The following is an 18,279-nucleotide window of genomic DNA, read 5'->3' on the forward strand; positions in this document are numbered from 1 at the left end:
TTATGGAATTGGTTTTTTATATATGTTCATGTGTAGCTGTTATTTCTACTATTTTTACAATTATTCAGAAAAATGCAGTATATTCCTTGTTATACTTAATAATTTCCCTTTTATCTATAGCTGGTGTTTTTTTTTCACTAGGTGCTTTTTTTGCTGGTGCTTTAGAAGTTATCATTTACGCTGGAGCTATTATAGTTTTATTTGTTTTTGTTATTATGATGCTTAATGTAAATGATAAACATAACTTAGAGGAAGAAAATTATTTAAAATCTACTTTTTGGATTGGACCTAGCATTTTATCCTTAATATTATTTTCATCTATGACTTATGCGATATTTTTTTTAAAAATAAAAAAAATAGATGGATTATTGATTAATTCAAAGATAGTAGGTGTGAATTTATTCGGTCCTTACATGCTTTTAGTTGAGCTCTCTTCCATTCTTTTGTTATCTGCTTTAGTTGTTGTTTGTCATATTGGTAGAGAAAAAAAATATTTTAATAAAAATAAATCTTTGTAATTAATTCATATTTATTAAGGATAATAATTCATGATTTCTTTATTTCACGGGTTATTTCTATCATTAATATTATTTATTTTAGGTTTAACATCTTTGATTGTTCGACGTAACATATTATTTATATTAATTAGTTTAGAAATAATGATGAATTCTGCTGGATTAGCATTAATAGTAGTTGGTAGTTATTGGCATCAACCAGATGGTCAAATAATGTATATATTTGCTATTACTTTAGCAGCATCAGAAGCTAGTATAGCTTTAGCATTATTACTTCAACTTTACAGGCGTAATAAAACATTAAATATTGATATATTAAGTGAGATGAATGGATGAATATTATTGTTTTCATAACTTTATTTCCGCTGTTCGGTTTTTTACTTTTATCTTTTATACAAGGTGCTATTTCTAGAGAAAATACATCTATTATAGGTATTTGTTCTATAGTTATATCATTTTTTATAACTTGTTTTTATAGTGTAAGAATTATTGAAAACAATAATCAAATATTTACTCAGATGCTATGGCAATGGTTATCTATTAATGGTTTTAACATTGATTTTGGTTTTATTTTAGACAGTTTGTCTCTCAATATGTTATTCGTAATTACAGGTGTTGGTTTATTAATACACATTTTTTCATCTTGGTATATGAAATTTAAAGAAGGTTACTCACGTTTTTTTGCATACACTAATTTATTTATAGCAAGTATGTCGCTTCTTGTGCTTGCTGATAATTTTTTATTTATGTATTTAGGATGGGAGGGAGTCAGTGTATGTTCTTATTTGCTGATTGGATTTTATTATACGAAATCTCAAAATAATTATTGTGCTTTTAAAGCTTTTATTTTAACTCGTATTTCTGATATTTTTTTAATGATTTCAATATTTTTAGTTTATAACCAATATCATACTTTTAATTTTCAACAAATAAAATTTGTATCAACTTTTTTCAATTTAGAAAATATTTATGATTTAAATTTTATCACATTTTTTCTATTGTTAGGCGTGATTGGAAAATCAGCACAACTACCACTACAAACTTGGTTGTCTGATGCAATGGTTGGTCCGAGTCCTGTTTCAGCATTAATACATGCAGCTACTATGGTAACAGCAGGTGTGTATTTAATTGCAAGAACACATTTTTTGTTTTTATTGACTCCAGAAGTATTATATATTGTAGGATTAATTGGTATAATAACAATATTGATCTCTAGTGTTTCTGCTTTAGTTCAAAATGATATAAAACGTATTTTAGCTTATTCTACAATGAGTCAAATAGGATATATGTTTTTGGCTTTAGGAGTAAAAGCTTGGAGTGCAGCAATTGTACATTTAATGACTCATGCATTTTTTAAAGCATTATTGTTTTTATCTGCAGGTTCATTAATTCTGTCTTGTAAGAATGAAAAGAATATATTTAAAATGGGAGGCTTGCGGAAAAAACTGCCTTTTCTATATATTAATTTTATAGTAGGAGGTGCATCTTTAACCTCTTTTCCCTTATTTACATCTGGATTTTATAGTAAAGGTGATATTTTATTTAGAGTGTTACAAAGTGGTTATTTTTATTTTTTTTTAATCGCTCTATTTTGTTCTTTCTTGACAGCTCTTTATACATTTAGAATGATTTTTGTTATTTTCCACGGAAATAATACTCATGAAGTTACTCCATCAAAAAATTTAAATCATAATATCCCATTATTTATACTTTTATTATTTTCTACTGTATTTGGTTCATATATATTACCACCATTATTACATGTGTTTCCTGTATCTTTTTTTCTAAAAAACGATAAGTTTATATTGGAAACAATATGCAGTATATTATCTATTTCCGGAATATATTTATCTTATTATTTTTGGATTAAAAACTTACATTGGGTTGATAAAATTCTTAATTTTAAATTAATGAAATATTTACATTATTTTTTTTTAAAAGGATGGGGTTTTAATTGGTTTTATAATATATCTTTTGTAAATTTTTATTTATATATATCTAAAATATTATCTTTTGATCCATTAAATAAAACTATTAATTATTTTTTAAGAATTATTTGTGTGTTTAATCATTATTTATTAAAAACTAGTAATGGTTATATGAGATGGTATGCAGCTTCAATGATAGTAGGTATAAATTCGTTTTTTATATTAATTTTATTTTATTGGTTAAATTTAAACTTAGTTCTTTAGATAAATTTATGTTTTTTCTAAAAAATAAAAAGTAATTCCATTGATTAAATAGTCATAGTGAATAATAGGAATATACGTGCAATGTTACTTTCTTTGTTAATTATCATTCCGTTTTTTAGTGGTTTTTCTGCTTTTTTTTCTTATAAATTAAATAAAAATTTTCCTCGTTGGATTGCATTATTAGGAATAATTTTAACATTATTAGTTGTAGTTCAATGTTTTTTGCAAAAAGATTATCATCTTTATGAAAGCGGATATTATCCCAATTGGGACAAGCAATTAATTGCACCTTGGATATCAAGATTTGGTATAGAATTTAATATTGCCATTGATGGATTTTCTATTATAATGCTTTTTTTTACTTCTTTTTTATCTATAATAGCAGTTTTATGCGCGTGGAATGAAATCAAAAAAAACGAAGGTTTTTTTTATTTAAATTTTATGCTTGTCTTAACTGGAATTATTGGTGTTTTTATTTCTCTTGATCTTTTTTTATTTTTTTGTTTTTGGGAAGTCATGTTGCTTCCAATGTATTTTTTAATAGTATTATGGAGTGATCAAATTGAAAAAAAGAACAATTTTCTTGCTGCTAATAAGTTTTTTTTATACGGTCAAATTTCTGGTTTAATATTATTATCGTCTATTTTATTATTAGTTTTTAACTATTATCAAAATACTAATATATTAACTTTTAATTATAATTTATTAATAAATGCACCAATTAATAGTTATATAGAATATATAGTTATGATCGGTTTTTTCTTAGCATTTTCTATAAAAATGCCTATTGTTCCATTTCATGGATGGTTGCCAGATACGCATTCTCAATCAGTTTCTTGTGGCACAGTAGAAATTATTGGTGTGTTGCTTAAAACTGCTCCTTATGCTCTTTTACGATATAACTTAGTTTTATTCCCTTCTTCAACAGAAAAATTTTCTATTATTGCAATATTTTTGGGTCTTTTTAGTATTTTTTATGGAGCCTGGATTGCTTTTTCTCAAAAAAATGTTAAAAAATTAATTGCTTATTCTTCTATTTCTCATATGGGATTAATTTTAATTGCTATTTATAGTGATAATGAAATAGCAATACAAGGAGCGGTTATTCAGATTTTATCAAATAGTATAACTACTGCAGCTTTATGTATTTTATCCGGTCAAATTTACAAACGTTTTAAAACTTACAATATTGATGATATGGGAGGTTTGTGGTCTTGTATTTATTGGATTCCAGGTTTTTCTTTGTTTTTTTCTCTTGCAAATTTAGGAATTCCTGGAACAGGAAATTTTATTGGTGAGTTTTTGATTTTATCTGGTATTTTTCAAGTTTTTCCATTGGTATCTATATTAGCAACAATAGGAATTGTTTTTTCTTCTATTTATTCTTTAAATATGATTCAAAAAATGTTTTATGGTCCATGCAAAAAACAGTTTTCAATGTTTTCAATAAACAAAAAAGAACTATGGACGATATTAACGCTAATATTTATATTGCTTTTTATAGGTTTAAATCCACAGAAAATTATAGATATTTCATATAATTCTATACACAATATTCAAAAAGAATTTAATAATTCTATTCTAAAGATAAGGTTATAATTAGTAATGATAATGAATTTACAACAATTAACAGCACTACTGCCTTTATTGATTACAATATTCACTGCAGTAACAGTTATATTATCTATTTCTTGTAATCGAAATCATTTTTTTATTGCTGTCTTTAGTATATTAGGTTTTATATCTACATTTTTTTCATTATATTTTTTAGTTAAAATTATTCCTATAGATATAACTTCTTTATTTCATATAGATGCTTATTCTATTTTTTATATTGGAATGATTATAATTTCTAGTATTAGTACATGTGTTTTTGCATATCCATGGTTAATAAAATACCCATTTAATAAAGAAGAGTTTTATTTATTAATAATTATTTCGAATTTAGGGGCTATTTCATTAATTGCATCTAATCATATGGCATCTTTTTTTGTTAATATTGAACTTGTATCTCTTCCAATGTTTGGTCTAATTGCTTATTCTAATTATCAAAAGCATTCTTTAGAAGCCTCGTTCAAATATATTATTTTATCTGGTATTTCATCGAGTTTTTTATTGCTTGGTATTGCGTGGATTTATTCTGTTTCCGGCAGTCTTAATATTCTATCTATACATCAAATTTTTCATATCATATCAGAGCATGAAAAATTAGTAGTCCTATTTGGAATTAGCATGGTTCTTTTCGCTTTATTTTTTAAATTATCAATAGTACCGTTTCATTTATGGACTCCTGATGTTTATCAAGGAACGCCTGCATCAGTTTTATCTTTTTTTTCAACTACGGGTAAAATTTCTATTTTTAGTATTTTATTACATTTTTTTTCACATAATGCTAATTCAAATAATGAAATATTGTATTTTATATTATTATTGATTACTATTTTTTCTATATTAATCGGTAATTTAATGGCTATGTTTCAAAAAAATATTAAAAGGTTTTTTGGTTACGTATCAATATCTCAATCAGGATATCTTTTGATAGTATTTTTTGCATCAAATAAAAATTATTCATTTTCTTTAGAAGCTAGTGCAATTTATTTATGTAGTTATTTATTCAGCAATATAGCATTTTTTGGTATTATTAATTTGATTTCAAATTCGCATGAAAAAAACAATGCTGATTCACTAAATTCATATCAAGGATTATTTTGGTCACAACCAATATTATCTAGCATATTTACTATAGTCCTCCTTTCTTTATCAGGCATTCCACTAACATTAGGATTTATTGGAAAATTTTATATATTATCAATTATTGTAAAAGAGCATTTATGGATAATAGGTTTTTCTTTTTTAATTGGTACTATATTAAGTTGGTATTGTTATTTGAGAATAATTTTAAATTTATATTTGCATCCATTGAAATCATTAAAACAAGATTTAAATATAACTCATAATTGGTTTTATACTCCTTCTGGAATAGTAATATGTATTTCGGCGATGATACTTTTAATTTTAGGTGTATGTCCAAATCCATTAATTAGCTTAGTTAAATTAACTATATAACATTAGATTATAAAATACATGTATTATAAAAAATTTTTACTAATAAAAAAAAGGTGTATTTAGTGAACAATTTTTTTTATATGCCATTGCTTTGGATGATTTTTTTTTTCTTAGTTTTGATGATATTTACAATAGATTACTATATATACAAAAAAATAAAAATAAAAAAAAGTTTTTTAAAACATATTTTTATTCATGATTTTTATTGGTTTTTTTTATCTCTATTGTTTTTTATAATTTTTTGGTTGATTGTTTTTAGAAATGAAGGTATTGAAATTGCTAATTTAAAAATTACATTATTTTCTACTGGATATTTATTAGAAATATTACTTTCAATAGATAATCTTTGTGTATGGTTTTTTATTTTTCAATCTTTTAAAATACCGATACATTTTCAAAAAAAAGTATTGTCTTATGGTATATGGAGTGCTGTAATATTACGTTCTATAATAATTTTTTTCGGAAAAGTATTTTTTTATAAATGGCATTGGTTATTACTTTTGTTTGGTTTTCTTTTTCTATTTACAAGTTTAAAATTTATTCTTTTTTCAAAAAAAAACGACTCAAGCAAAAAAAGTATTAGAATGTCTTGGATATTTAATGTTTTTAGGGTTAGTAAAGATGTGAATAGTGAAAAATTTTTTACTATTATAAATAATAAATTTTTTATCACTCCTTTATTTTTATCTTTAATAACAATAGAATTAAGTGATATTATGTTTTCAGTAGACAGTATTCCTGCTATTTTTTCTATAACTGATGATTTTTTTATTGTGTTTTCTTCTAATATTTTTTCCATCTTAGGTTTAAGATCAATGTATTTTCTTATTGCTAATATCATAGAAAAAAACACTATCATTGAATATGGATTATCAGTGATTTTAATGTTTATTGGATTAAAAATGATATTTGAAAATTTTTTTGTTATTCCCGCATCTATTATTTTTTTAATAATATCAGCTATTATAACAATTACATTCATTTTTAATAAAATTTTGCATTATAAAAATTTTAAACCATAAAAATATTTTTAGAATATAAGAAATTTTTTAATTTAATTTTAAATCTTTATAAATATATAATGTGTTTATATTTTAATAAAACCAATATTTTTTCATGAAAATATTTTAAATATTATTTTATATAAAAAACAACAAGAATTTTATGATCAATAAAAATTATTCTTTATCTAAATGGCTCAAAAATTTAGAGAACATAAATAAAAAAACAATATTTAATCTTATCGAATTAAAATCTCTTGCAAAAAAATTAAATTTATTAAATTCGAAGGCTTTTATTTTTACTGTTGGAGGAACTAATGGAAAGGGAACAACCTGTGCTATGTTAGAAAGGTTGCTATTAAATTCAGGTTATCAAGTAGGACTTTATACTTCTCCTCATCTTATAAACTTTGTAGAAAGAGTTCGTATTAATGGAACTGTTCTTAATGAAGAAGAGCATGTTTCTTCTTTTCAGAATATAGAATCAGTACGAAATAATGTTTCATTAACTTATTTTGAATTTATTACACTTTCTGCGTTAATACTATTTAAAAGATATTCATTAGATTTTCTTATACTAGAAGTAGGATTAGGAGGAAGGTTAGATGCTACTAACATTATAGATTCTAATATATCTATAATAACTAATATAGGTATAGATCATACTTCTTTTTTAGGAATGGATCGTGAAAGTATTGCATTTGAAAAATCTGGTATTTTTAGAAAAAACAAAATCTCTGTTATTGGAGAAATAGATATTCCTAATTCTATGCATAAAATAGCTAAAGAAAAGAAGACAATACTAAAGAAAATTAATATAGATTGGTTTTGGGAAAAAAAAAGGGATTATTGGAACTTTATTCATTCAAATGTGCAATTATATAATTTACCTAAAACGCAAATACCATTATCAAACACAGCTATTGCGTTATCAGCTTTATATTATTCTGGATTTAAAATTGATGAGCAAGTTGTAAGAAAGTCTATCTCTACTGTTCAAGTATTAGGTAGATTTCAGATAATTTCTACTATTCCTTATATTATTGTAGATGTGGCTCATAATCCTGACTCTGCTTTTTACCTATCTAAAAAGATAGATGAAGTTAATGTAAAAGGGAAAATATATGCAGTAATAGGTGTATTGAAAGACAAAGATATTTTAGGAATTATTGAGCCTTTAAGAAATATAATTCATTATTGGTTTGCTGCACCTTTAAAAACTATACGAACTGCTACTAAAGATCAATTAAAAAACATATTTCCTAAAAATAATACATTTGTTTTAAATAGTATTCATGAAGCTTATAAAAAAGCATGCATATCGGCAAAAAAAGAAGATGCGATTCTAGTATTCGGTTCTTTTTCAACTGTGTCAGAATTTTTTTCTTTCAAAAGATAAATATACTATAATATATAAAAAATATAATTTTGGAATATCTATGTTTCTATTTGATTATATTATAGTTTTAACTATTGTTATTTCAGTTTTTTTAGGTTTATCACGGGGTTTTTATCAAGAAATAGCTTCTTCTTATTTTTGGTTTTTTAATTTTTATTTTTTTAATAAATATGATTATTTTACTTCTTTTTTTATAAATACAGTTCAAAATATTTTTTTAAAAAAAAAATTTTCATATTAATAATGATTATTTTTTTTTTATTATAAAATATATTCTAAATTATTTTATGAAAAAAATTATTAAGGAATTTAAACTTTCTTATAAAAATATGATTTTAGGCGGATTTTTTGGAATATTACGGGGTATATTATTAGTATTTTTCTTCCTTTTAATTTTTCATTATTTTAATGAGAAAAATTATAATTTTTATAAAAGTCATTCTATTTTAATTTCTATTTTTTTAACTTTAAAAAGTTTTTTTTATTCTTTTTAAATGTATTTAAAAAAACTAAGCACATTATTAGTATAAGTTTAAAAAATTGTAGTGTGCTTAGAATTATAAATATTTAATGTTCAAACATAGCAGAAATAGATTCTTCATTGCTAATTCGTCTTATTGCTTCTGCCAGCATGCCTGCTAATGTCAGTGTGCGTACGTTTGGTAGTAATTCAATTTTTTCTGATAGCGGGATAGTATCACATACGACTACTTCATCAATTACAGAGTTTTTTAAATTGGTCGGCGCATCTCCAGAAAAAATAGGATGTGTTGCATATGCAAAAACTCTTTTAGCGCCTCTTTCTTTAAGAGCTTCAGCGGCTTTACAAAGAGTTCCTCCGGTATCTATGATGTCATCAACTAAAATACAATCACGATTAGCAACATCTCCAATAATATGCATAATTTGAGATACATTGGCACGAGGTCTTCTTTTATCAATAATCGCCATATCAGTATCGTAAAGAAGCTTAGCAATGGCTCTAGCTCTTACTACTCCACCAATATCAGGAGAAACAACAATTGGGTTTTTTAATTCTCTTTGAAGCATATCTTCTAATAAAATTAAACTACCAAATACATTATCAACAGGAACATCAAAAAATCCTTGTATTTGTTCAGCATGTAAATCTACTGTTAATACACGATCTACTCCAATACTAGAAAGAAAATCAGCTACTACTTTTGCTGTTATAGGAACTCGTGCTGATCTTACTCTACGGTCTTGACGAGCGTATCCAAAATATGGTATTACTGCAGTAATTCTACCAGCAGAGGCTCTTCTCAAAGCGTCTACCATTACAACTAATTCCATTATATTGTCATTAGTAGGTGAGCAAGTTGATTGAATAATAAAAATATCTCCGCCTCTTACATTTTCATTTATTTGAACACTTATTTCACCATCACTAAATCTACCTACTGAAGCTTTTCCTAAATTAATATATAATCTATTTGCAATAAATTTTGCTAGTTTAGGAATAGAATTTCCAGAAAAAAGTTTCATATCAGGCATAAAGAACCTTTTTTATTTTTAATGAGTAATTTTATATATATATCATTATAATATGTTTTATTATTAATATTTTCATAAATACATTTATATTAAAAATTTTTTAAATATAAGAATATATTATTTTTTATAAAAAGTTTTATGAAACGGTGAAATATTAACACTTTTTGCTATAAATGCTTGCATATTTTTAGGTAGTAAAGAAAAAATTTTTTGTGCAGATTTTTTACTGTTAAATTCAGAAAAAACACAAGAACCGGTGCCAGTCATTCGTGAAGGTGCATATGAAGATAACATTGAAATTAATTTTTTTATTTTAGTAAATTTTTTTCGTGCTAGATTTTCAAAATCATTACTAAAAGGTAAATTTAATAATAATTGAATCGATTTTTGAGGAGTATTTCTGGTTAAAAATGGACTTGAAAACATTTTTTTTGTTGAAATATTAATATAAGGATATACAACTAAATACCATTTTTCTGGTTGTGAAATGGGGTGTAATATATCTCCTATTCCTTCAATAATAGCGGTCTTTCCCATAATAAAACCAGGTATATCTGCGCCTATTTTAAGACCTAATGATGCCAGTTCTTGTAATGTATATTCTGTATGCCATAATTTATTTAAAACAATTAAAGTAGTTGCAGCATTTGAAGAACCTCCTCCTAAACCTCCTCCTATTGGTATTTTTTTTTTAAGAATATTTTTGCTCCATAATTAGAACTGCATAATTTTCCTTGAAATAGTGCTTTTTCTTTTAATAGTTTAGCTGCAATAATAATGCTATTTTTTATATTTAAGATATTTTTCTTTTCAGTAAATAATTCAATTTTTCCTGTTTTGTTAGGAATAATTTGCAATGTATCACCATAATTAAGAAATTGAAATAAGGTTTGTATATTATGATATCCATCTTTACGTTTATCTGTTATATATAAAAATAGATTGATTTTAGCAGGAGAAGGCCATGTATAAATCATTTTGATTTTTATTAATTAATGTAAAATATTTTTTATATTAGTTTTTCTTAAAATGATATAATCATTATAGTATATATATTTTGATTTTTACATTTTTTTAAAGTTTTTATAAAAAATATTTTTTTATGTTTTTAATTGTATCAATAATACATATATTTAATATTAATTAAAAATTATTTTTAGAAAATACGGATTAATAGAAGGACTTCATGAATAATTCTATTTTAAACAAATTAAAGTCTTTACGAAATCGTTATCAAGAAATTGAAGTCATGCTTACTCAAAAAAACATTATTTCGAATCGAGAACATTTAAAAAATTTATCTAAAGAGTATTTAAAAATTTCTGAAATTATAAAATATTTTATTCAATGGGAACAATTAGAAATTGATATTAAAAATATTCATATTTTATTAAATGATACAGAGATGCAGAATATAGCTGAAGAAGAATTATATGTTTTAAATAAAAAAAAGAAAATTTTAGAAGAACAAATTAATAAATTGTTATTACCTGAAGATCCCAATGATAAACATAGTTGTTTTATTGAAATTCGATCAGCAACAGGTGGAGATGAATCTTCTTTATTTGCAAGTGAATTATTTAGAATGTATTCTCGATATGCTGAAAATTTTTCATGGGAAGTAGAAGTAATGAATACTAGTGAAAGTGAAAAAGGGGGCTTTAAGGAAATAATTGCAAAAATTACAGGAAAAGGTGCTTGTGGTCGTTTAAAATTTGAATCAGGTGGTCATCGTGTGCAAAGAGTACCGGAAACAGAATCACAAGGAAGAATTCATACGTCTACTTGTACTGTTGCTATTATGCCTGTAACTCCCAAAACGGAAAAAGAAGAAATTCATTTTTCTGATTTAAAAATTGATACTTTTCGTTCTTCTGGTGCTGGAGGACAACATGTCAATACTACTGATTCAGCTATTAGAATTACTCATATTCCTACTGGTAATGTAGTTGAATGTCAAGATGAACGTTCACAACATAAAAATAAAGCGAAAGCTTTATCTATTTTATCAGCGCGTATTTATGCAGCTAAATTAGAAAAAGATCATCAGAAAAACTCTTTTATAAGAAGAACTTTATTAGGTACTGGTGCACGATCAGATAGAAATAGAACATATAATTTTCCGCAAAATAGAATCACAGATCATAGAATTAATCTTACTATTTATAAATTAGATGAGGTATTGCAAGGAAAATTAGATTTTTTGATTGATCCAATAATTCAAGAGTATCAAGCAGACATGCTTTCTTCTTTATCTGAATCAGAACTATGAAAATTCAAAAATGGATAGCAAGATCTATTAGAAAATTATCTTGGGTTGATAATCCCAAATATGAGGCTGAATTTTTATTGAGTTATGTTTCAAAATGTACACGTAGCTTTATAATGAGTTATGATGATATTGAGTTGACATGTGAACAATACAAATACTTAAATCATTTGATTGATCGTAGATCTTTAGGAGAACCAATAGCTTATATAATAGAAGAAAAAGAATTTTGGTCTTTGTCTTTATGTGTTTCATATGATACTCTTATTCCAAGACCTGATACAGAAATATTAGTAGAACAAGTGTTGTCTAAAGTCAATAGAAATTCTGCTTTAATTCTTGATTTAGGCACTGGCTGTGGAGCTATTTCTCTAGCTTTAGCAAGCATCTGTGCTAATTGGGATATTATCGGTGTTGATAAATCCGAAAAAGCTCTTTCGATAGCTCAAATTAATAAACTTAAATTAAATTTTAAAAATGTTTCTTTTTTTTTTAGCGATTGGTTTTCGAATATAAATCAAAAGTTTAATATCATTGTAAGTAATCCTCCATATATTAGTGAAAATGAAATTAAATTTTTTAAAAAAGATATTTTTTTTGAACCATTTGATGCACTTATATCTGGTGATAATGGATTATTAGATATTGAAAATATTATAAAACAATCTCAAAATTACTTGTTTAGTGGAGGATGGTTGTTAATAGAACATGGATGGCAACAAAAATTACAAGTACAATATTTATTTAAAAAATATAATTTTTTTGAAATTCAAACTTATCTAGATTATGGAGGTAACGATCGCGTGACAATTGGGAAAAAATATAATAAATAAAAAATGTATAATATTTTAAAAAATTTATGCAAATAGAAATGTTCTATTAACAAAAATTAAAAAAAATGTTATATTTTAATATAAAAAACATTCATTATATAAAAATTTATTTTATTGAAACTTTTATCATTTATTTAAATAAATATTACTATTACTAATAATATGAAATCTCTTTCTAATATTGATTTTTCTAAATTATCACTTTTTGAATCTATTATTGTAGCTTCTCAAGCTATTCGAGCAGATTTTCCTCTAAATTGTGTTTTATCAGAATTAAAGAATAGAATAAAAGAAGCTCAATCTTATATTGCATCTGAAAATAAACCAAATCGACAATTAGAAAAATTGTTGGAATTGTTTTATATCCATTGGAATTTTGGTGGTGCAAGTGGTGTTTACAACCTTTCAGATGTTCTATGGATTGATAATGTGTTAAAAACCCGACAGGGTACTGCTGTATCTTTAGGTATTCTTTTTTTGCATATTGCTCAGGAATTGAAATTACCATTAAATCCTGTTGTTTTCCCTACACAACTTATTTTAAGAACTGATTGGATCAATGAAAAAAATTGGCTGATTAATCCCTTTAATGGGGAAATATTAGATCAACATACATTAGAAGTTTGGTTAAAAGGCAATATTAGTCCAACTGCAGAATTATATGAAAATGATCTTTATAAATCTGAATCCATTACTGTCATACGAAAAATGTTAGACACATTGAAATCTGCATTAATGGAAGAAAAAAAAATGGAATTAGCATTAAACGTTACTAATTTATTATTGAAAATTGATCCAAACAATCCATATGAAATTCGTGATAGAGGACTAATATATGCACAATTAGAATGTAACCATGTTGCTCTAACAGATTTAATTTACTTCGTAGAACACTGTCCTGAAGATCCAATTAGTGAAATTATAAAGATACAAATTCATTCTATGGAACAAAAAAAAATGATATTACATTAAAAAATTTTTATTGTGTTACTGGCAGATTACGTTTGTGTAACGTATTTAAATATAATTTTTCAATAATTTTTTGACTTTTAAGATCTATTTTTTTTCCTTCTAAATAAGAATCAATTACACTGTATGTAATTCCTAAAATAGATTCGTCATCTTGTTGTGGATGCTCTTCTTCTAAATCTGCCATTGGCTTTTTTAAATACAGGTGTTTTGGACAATTTAATTTTTTTAATAAAAATTGAATTTGTCTTTTGTTTAATTTGAAAATAGGATTTATATCTGTTCCATTATCTCCATATTTTGTAAAAAACCCAGTGATGTTTTCTGCTGCATGTCCTGTTCCTACTACAAGACCTTTATTCATACCCGCAACACTATATTGTACTTTCATTCTTTCTCTGGCTTTTTCGTTTCCTTTTATATAATCTGAAATAATAATTCCTGATTGTTTTAAAGATTTTTCACTACTTAAAACTGCTTTTTTAATGTTAATATTAAAAACTTGATCTGGACGTATAAAATTGATTGCATCTTGACAATCTTTTTCATCAGATTGAATACCATATGGCAAGCGTAATGCGATAAATTGATAAGCAGTATCTTTTGTTTCATTTCTTAAGTCTTCAATAGTTATTTGACATAATTTTGCGGTTAATGTAGAGTCTTGTCCTCCACTGATACCCACTATTAATGATTTTAAATCAAGATGTTCATGCAAATATTTTTTTAAAAAGTCGATGCAATTTTTAATCTCTATTTCCGGAATAATTACTGGTTTTACTCCTAGAGATTTAATAATTTTGTTTTGAAGTGTCATAGTTCTTCCTAATTTTTTAAAAAATATAAACGTTTACATTAAATACTGAATATATTTTTTAATTTGTTTACAATAAAAAAATGGATAAGAAATTGAATAATTTAATTTTGGTATTAAATTGTGGTAGTTCTTCTATAAAATTTGCGATATTAAATCCTAATAATAAAAAAAAATATTTATCTGGTTTAGTAGAGTGTCTTTATTTATCAGAAACATACATTACATGGCAGTGTCTCGGTTTAAAATATAAAAAGAAAATTGGTATAAAAATAAATCATCAAGATGCTTTAAATTTTATTATAGATCAAGTGCTGTCTCAAGAAAAAGATATTTTAAAAAATTTAATAGGTGTAGGACATAGAGTAGTACACGGAGGAACTAAAATAAAAAAATCGATTTTAATTAATGATAATGTGATTAAATGTATTCAAGATGCAGTGTCTTTTGCTCCGTTACATAATCCGGTTAATTTAATTGGCATTAAAACAATTATAAAAAAATATCCTGTTTTATCAAAAAAAAATGTAGCGGTTTTTGATACATCTTTTTATCAAAATATGCCTGAAACATCTTTTCTTTATGCTATACCGTATAATTTTTATAAAGAACATGGTATTAGACGTTATGGGGCTCATGGTACTAGTCATAATTATGTTGCACATAAAATGTCTTTTGTATTAAATAAAAAATTTAAACTTTTAAATATTATAATATGTCATTTAGGTAATGGAGCTTCTGTTTCTGCTGTTTGCAATGGAATATGTGTAGATACTTCAATGGGATTAACACCTTTAGAAGGTTTAGTGATGGGTACTCGAAGTGGAGATATAGATCCTTCAATTATTTTTTTTATGAATAAAACTCTTAATTTAAGTATTGATGAAATTGAAACAATATTAACTAAAAAGTCTGGATTATTAGGTTTAAGTGGAATTAGTAGTGATTTTCGTTATTTTGAAAAAAATTACAATATGAAACAAGATGCAAGAAGATCTGTAGATATTTTTTGTCATCGTTTATCTAAGTATATTGCTTCTTATACGTGTTTAATGGAAAATCGTTTGGATGCGTTAATTTTTACTGGGGGGATTGGTGAAAATGTGCCTTTGATTAGAAAATTAACTCTTTCGAAATTATCTCTACTAGGTTTTAAAATTGATTCTAAACTAAATTTATTTACTATCGGAGGTAAATCAGGATTAATTACTGAGTCTTCTTCCAGTCCTGCATTCGTAATTACGACAGATGAGGAATTAGCAATAGCTCAAGAAACTAGAAACATAATAATTAATATAAAATAGTTATTTTTTAGTATATTATACTGATGCATCAGAATGGGATAATTATGTCATGTGTCATTAGGTTAATACCCTTAGATGAAGATGTTGGTTTAACTTCAATTAGTTTAAGCATGATTCATTTTTTTAATAAAAATAAATTTGAGAAGAAACCTGTTCAATCTATATTATATTTTTTTTGTATAAAAAAATCATTAGATGATACATTATTCATTATCAATAAAAACTTTTTAAAAACTGTTTCTACAGTAGATAATATAGATTTTTCTCAAATCCTTTTTAATTCTCCTGAATATTTTTTTTTATTAAATAAAATTTCTGATCAATGCCGTAGTAGTATGCATCTATATGAAGTTATTTTAATTGAAGGCATGAGTAATATTTATAGCAAATTTAGAAGATACGTCCCTAGAGTATATTACAAAAAAAGAAAATCAAATAAATTTATTTTTGAAACAGAAAAATTATAGGAATATTTTAGGTGTAATTTTCAATAAAATAAATTCTCCTTTTATAGAAAAAAATATGATTTTATAAAAAAACTAATGTATTTAAAGAAAATAAAACATAGAAAAGAAATGATTAATATAAAAAAAGTATTTAAAAATAATTTTTTTCAATTATAGCAGGTGTACCTTGGAATAAAAAAATTATAGAAACATATGTAATAGATATTTATAATTTTTTAAATATACAATATATTAATTTAATTTTAAAAAATACTCGTGTTACAAAAGAAATAATTATATTTGATGAAGGTTGTCTAAGTATATCAAGTAAAAATTATTCAAGTACTTTAATAATAGTTTCTTTTAGTCGTTTAGATGTTTTGATAGATTTTGTTAATGCTAATTTTAGTAGCAATGAAATTAGTTGTATTATATTGACAGGAGTATTAAAATTAAAAAGATATATTATATCTTTGTATAAGATATTAATTGAAAGATCTATTCCTATATTTTTTACAAAAAAAAATACAATAAGTATTTTATCTCAATTACAAACTTTTAATTTCAACATTAATATAAAAGATACAATGTACATTAAAAAATTACAAAAATATATTTCTAGTTTTTTTTCTTATTCTACTCTAAAAATTTCTAAAAATAATCACAATGATTATATAACATATTCTCCACAAGAATTTTGTTATAATTTAAACTCATTATCAAAAAAAAGAAATAAACGTATTATATTACCTGAATCATATGAAGTTCGAATATTAAAAGCAGCTTCAATATGTCATGAATCTAATATTGCTCAATGTATATTATTAGGAGATCCCAAAAAAATACATGCTATAGCAAAGTATGAAGGTATCAATCTAAATAAAAATATTGAAATAATCAATCCTGATTTAATAAGAGAAAAGTATATTTTACGTCTTTTAGAAATTCGAAAAGAAAAAGGTTTAAATGAATGTTCTGCTAAAAAACAATTAGAAGATAATACTATTTTAGGCACATTAATACTAGAATCTAATCAGGTAGATGGATTAGTTTCTGGATCAGTAAATACTACTTCTAATACGATACGTCCAGCACTACAAATTATTAAAACTCATCCTGATAATTTATTAGTTTCATCTATTTTTTTTATGCTATTACCACATAAAGTTTTAATTTATGGTGACTGTGCTGTTAATATTAATCCAACTGCAGAAGAATTAGCAGAAATTGCAATTCAATCTGCAGATTCATCAAGACTTTTTGGAATAGAGCCGCGTATTGCTATGTTATCTTATTCAACAGGTTGCTCTGGATTTGGATATCAAGTGGAAAAAGTTAAAAAAGCTACTTTTCTTGTCAAAAATAAAAGACCTGATTTAATTATTGACGGTCCTATACAATATGATGCAGCAGTTTCTAAAACAGTTGCTAAATTAAAAGCACCTCGTTCTCCAATTTCTGGTTCTGCAAACGTATTTATTTTTCCAGATTTAAATTCTGGAAATATTACTTATAAAGCAGTGCAGCGATCTACAAAAATAGTTTCTATTGGTCCAATGTTGCAAGGATTAAGAAAACCGGTAAATGATTTGTCACGAGGTGCTTCAGTAGAAGATATTATTTATACTATTGCATTAACATCAATTCAATCTCAATAAAATTGATATTTTATAAAATAAAAAAATATATTGTTTAAATTTGAATTATAATATTTCCATTTGGTTTGCAACAACATGGAAATATTTCTTGTTTTTGAAATAAAGCAGCCATAGGCTGTTTTATGAAATAAAATATTTTTCCTTTAATTAATTTAATTCTGCACATACCACAATATCCAGATCGGCACTGATATTCTATATTAATATTATTTAATTCTAAAATAAATAATAAGGAAATATTTCTTTTATAAATAATTTTTTTTTTGATGTTTATTACTTCAATAATAGAGTATCTCAT

The 18,279-nt window shown here is 24.5% G+C and carries 17 protein-coding genes and 1 pseudogene; 14 read left to right on the forward strand and 4 right to left on the reverse strand.

Annotated elements, in window-relative coordinates; genetic code table 11:
* Window positions 1–2: 2 nt before the first annotated feature.
* From nuoJ to D9V77_RS00840, 8 genes are all read left to right on the forward strand, one after another.
* The gene (gene nuoJ, locus D9V77_RS00800) at window positions 3–518 is read left to right on the forward strand and encodes an NADH-quinone oxidoreductase subunit J (RefSeq protein WP_158338141.1); all 516 of its coding nucleotides are present in this window, start codon (window positions 3–5) and stop codon (window positions 516–518) included.
* A 30-nt stretch (window positions 519–548) separates the two neighbouring features.
* A complete protein-coding gene (gene nuoK / locus D9V77_RS00805) occupies window positions 549–851 on the forward strand; it encodes an NADH-quinone oxidoreductase subunit NuoK (protein WP_158338143.1) in 303 nt (100 codons plus the stop codon).
* On the forward strand, window positions 848–2,707 hold the full coding sequence (gene nuoL, locus D9V77_RS00810; RefSeq protein ID WP_158338145.1) for an NADH-quinone oxidoreductase subunit L: 1,860 nt from the start codon (window positions 848–850) through the stop codon (window positions 2,705–2,707). Before nuoK ends, nuoL begins: the two co-directional genes overlap by 4 nt.
* An 81-nt stretch (window positions 2,708–2,788) precedes the next feature.
* Window positions 2,789–4,306, forward strand: coding sequence for an NADH-quinone oxidoreductase subunit M (locus D9V77_RS00815; protein WP_158338147.1), 1,518 nt, complete (start codon window positions 2,789–2,791; stop codon window positions 4,304–4,306).
* Between the two features lie 6 nt (window positions 4,307–4,312).
* Window positions 4,313–5,773 (forward strand): NADH-quinone oxidoreductase subunit N, encoded by a 1,461-nt coding sequence (locus D9V77_RS00820; protein ID WP_158338149.1) that lies wholly within the window; start codon window positions 4,313–4,315, stop codon window positions 5,771–5,773.
* Between the two features lie 95 nt (window positions 5,774–5,868).
* The gene (locus tag D9V77_RS00825) at window positions 5,869–6,795 is read left to right on the forward strand and encodes a TerC family protein (protein ID WP_261979297.1); all 927 of its coding nucleotides are present in this window, start codon (window positions 5,869–5,871) and stop codon (window positions 6,793–6,795) included.
* Window positions 6,796–6,937: 142 nt separating this feature from the next.
* Window positions 6,938–8,173, forward strand: coding sequence for a bifunctional tetrahydrofolate synthase/dihydrofolate synthase (folC, locus tag D9V77_RS00830; RefSeq protein ID WP_158338155.1), 1,236 nt, complete (start codon window positions 6,938–6,940; stop codon window positions 8,171–8,173).
* A 287-nt stretch (window positions 8,174–8,460) separates the two neighbouring features.
* Entirely contained in the window at window positions 8,461–8,667 is a 207-nt protein-coding gene (locus D9V77_RS00840; RefSeq protein ID WP_158338157.1) for a CvpA family protein, read from the forward strand.
* Between the two features lie 73 nt (window positions 8,668–8,740).
* Here D9V77_RS00840 and D9V77_RS00845 read toward each other — a convergent pair whose 3' ends face one another.
* Window positions 8,741–9,688 carry a ribose-phosphate pyrophosphokinase gene (locus tag D9V77_RS00845; protein WP_158338159.1) on the reverse strand — a complete coding sequence of 316 codons (948 nt, stop codon included), beginning with the start codon at window positions 9,686–9,688 and terminating at the stop codon, window positions 8,741–8,743.
* A 117-nt stretch (window positions 9,689–9,805) separates the two neighbouring features.
* Window positions 9,806–10,665, reverse strand: a pseudogene (gene ispE, locus D9V77_RS00850) (4-(cytidine 5'-diphospho)-2-C-methyl-D-erythritol kinase).
* A 209-nt stretch (window positions 10,666–10,874) separates the two neighbouring features.
* On the opposite strand from ispE, the gene prfA reads away from it, so the two are divergent.
* The 3 genes from prfA (at window position 10,875) to sirB1 (ending at window position 13,762) form a co-directional block, all read left to right on the forward strand.
* Window positions 10,875–11,960, forward strand: coding sequence for a peptide chain release factor 1 (gene prfA / locus D9V77_RS00855; RefSeq protein ID WP_158338161.1), 1,086 nt, complete (start codon window positions 10,875–10,877; stop codon window positions 11,958–11,960).
* Window positions 11,957–12,790, forward strand: coding sequence for a peptide chain release factor N(5)-glutamine methyltransferase (prmC, locus tag D9V77_RS00860; RefSeq protein WP_158338163.1), 834 nt, complete (start codon window positions 11,957–11,959; stop codon window positions 12,788–12,790). The genes prfA and prmC overlap by 4 nt, the downstream gene beginning before the upstream one ends.
* Before the next feature lie 162 nt (window positions 12,791–12,952).
* Complete coding sequence (gene sirB1, locus D9V77_RS00865; RefSeq protein ID WP_158338165.1) at window positions 12,953–13,762, forward strand: invasion regulator SirB1; 810 nt, start codon at window positions 12,953–12,955, stop codon at window positions 13,760–13,762.
* A 7-nt stretch (window positions 13,763–13,769) separates the two neighbouring features.
* Here the strand turns inward: sirB1 and nadE are convergent, their stop codons facing one another.
* Complete coding sequence (nadE, locus tag D9V77_RS00870; protein WP_158338166.1) at window positions 13,770–14,576, reverse strand: ammonia-dependent NAD(+) synthetase; 807 nt, start codon at window positions 14,574–14,576, stop codon at window positions 13,770–13,772.
* Between the two features lie 80 nt (window positions 14,577–14,656).
* Here nadE and D9V77_RS00875 point away from each other — a divergent pair, with 80 nt between their 5' ends.
* The 3 genes from D9V77_RS00875 to pta all read left to right on the forward strand — a co-directional run bounded on the left by D9V77_RS00875 (window position 14,657) and on the right by pta (window position 17,981).
* The gene (locus D9V77_RS00875) at window positions 14,657–15,877 is read left to right on the forward strand and encodes an acetate kinase (protein WP_158338167.1); all 1,221 of its coding nucleotides are present in this window, start codon (window positions 14,657–14,659) and stop codon (window positions 15,875–15,877) included.
* Between the two features lie 44 nt (window positions 15,878–15,921).
* Window positions 15,922–16,344, forward strand: coding sequence for a hypothetical protein (locus tag D9V77_RS03140; protein ID WP_261979284.1), 423 nt, complete (start codon window positions 15,922–15,924; stop codon window positions 16,342–16,344).
* 203 nt (window positions 16,345–16,547) lie between these two features.
* Entirely contained in the window at window positions 16,548–17,981 is a 1,434-nt protein-coding gene (pta, locus tag D9V77_RS00880) for a phosphate acetyltransferase (protein ID WP_261979298.1), read from the forward strand.
* A gap of 34 nt (window positions 17,982–18,015) precedes the next feature.
* Here pta and yfaE read toward each other — a convergent pair whose 3' ends face one another.
* A complete protein-coding gene (gene yfaE / locus D9V77_RS00885; protein ID WP_158338169.1) occupies window positions 18,016–18,279 on the reverse strand; it encodes a class I ribonucleotide reductase maintenance protein YfaE in 264 nt (87 codons plus the stop codon).

Origin of the sequence: Buchnera aphidicola (Sitobion avenae) (assembly GCF_005082585.1) — a bacterium.
In the GTDB taxonomy this organism is placed as follows: domain Bacteria; phylum Pseudomonadota; class Gammaproteobacteria; order Enterobacterales; family Enterobacteriaceae; genus Buchnera; species Buchnera aphidicola_Z.

What these genes read in the sequence shown, in the direction of transcription:
- nuoJ (WP_158338141.1), top strand. Translation starts at nt 3, where the DNA reads ATGGAATTGGTTTTTTATATATGTTCATGTGTAGCTGTTATTTCTACT.
- nuoK (WP_158338143.1), top strand. Translation starts at nt 549, where the DNA reads ATGATTTCTTTATTTCACGGGTTATTTCTATCATTAATATTATTTATT.
- nuoL (WP_158338145.1), top strand. Translation starts at nt 848, where the DNA reads ATGAATATTATTGTTTTCATAACTTTATTTCCGCTGTTCGGTTTTTTA.
- D9V77_RS00815 (WP_158338147.1), top strand. Translation starts at nt 2,789, where the DNA reads ATGTTACTTTCTTTGTTAATTATCATTCCGTTTTTTAGTGGTTTTTCT.
- D9V77_RS00820 (WP_158338149.1), top strand. Translation starts at nt 4,313, where the DNA reads ATGATAATGAATTTACAACAATTAACAGCACTACTGCCTTTATTGATT.
- D9V77_RS00825 (WP_261979297.1), top strand. Translation starts at nt 5,869, where the DNA reads ATGATTTTTTTTTTCTTAGTTTTGATGATATTTACAATAGATTACTAT.
- folC (WP_158338155.1), top strand. Translation starts at nt 6,938, where the DNA reads ATGATCAATAAAAATTATTCTTTATCTAAATGGCTCAAAAATTTAGAG.
- D9V77_RS00840 (WP_158338157.1), top strand. Translation starts at nt 8,461, where the DNA reads ATGAAAAAAATTATTAAGGAATTTAAACTTTCTTATAAAAATATGATT.
- D9V77_RS00845 (WP_158338159.1), bottom strand. Translation starts at nt 9,688, where the DNA reads ATGCCTGATATGAAACTTTTTTCTGGAAATTCTATTCCTAAACTAGCA.
- prfA (WP_158338161.1), top strand. Translation starts at nt 10,875, where the DNA reads ATGAATAATTCTATTTTAAACAAATTAAAGTCTTTACGAAATCGTTAT.
- prmC (WP_158338163.1), top strand. Translation starts at nt 11,957, where the DNA reads ATGAAAATTCAAAAATGGATAGCAAGATCTATTAGAAAATTATCTTGG.
- sirB1 (WP_158338165.1), top strand. Translation starts at nt 12,953, where the DNA reads ATGAAATCTCTTTCTAATATTGATTTTTCTAAATTATCACTTTTTGAA.
- nadE (WP_158338166.1), bottom strand. Translation starts at nt 14,576, where the DNA reads ATGACACTTCAAAACAAAATTATTAAATCTCTAGGAGTAAAACCAGTA.
- D9V77_RS00875 (WP_158338167.1), top strand. Translation starts at nt 14,657, where the DNA reads ATGGATAAGAAATTGAATAATTTAATTTTGGTATTAAATTGTGGTAGT.
- D9V77_RS03140 (WP_261979284.1), top strand. Translation starts at nt 15,922, where the DNA reads ATGTCATGTGTCATTAGGTTAATACCCTTAGATGAAGATGTTGGTTTA.
- yfaE (WP_158338169.1), bottom strand. Translation starts at nt 18,279, where the DNA reads ATGAGATACTCTATTATTGAAGTAATAAACATCAAAAAAAAAATTATT.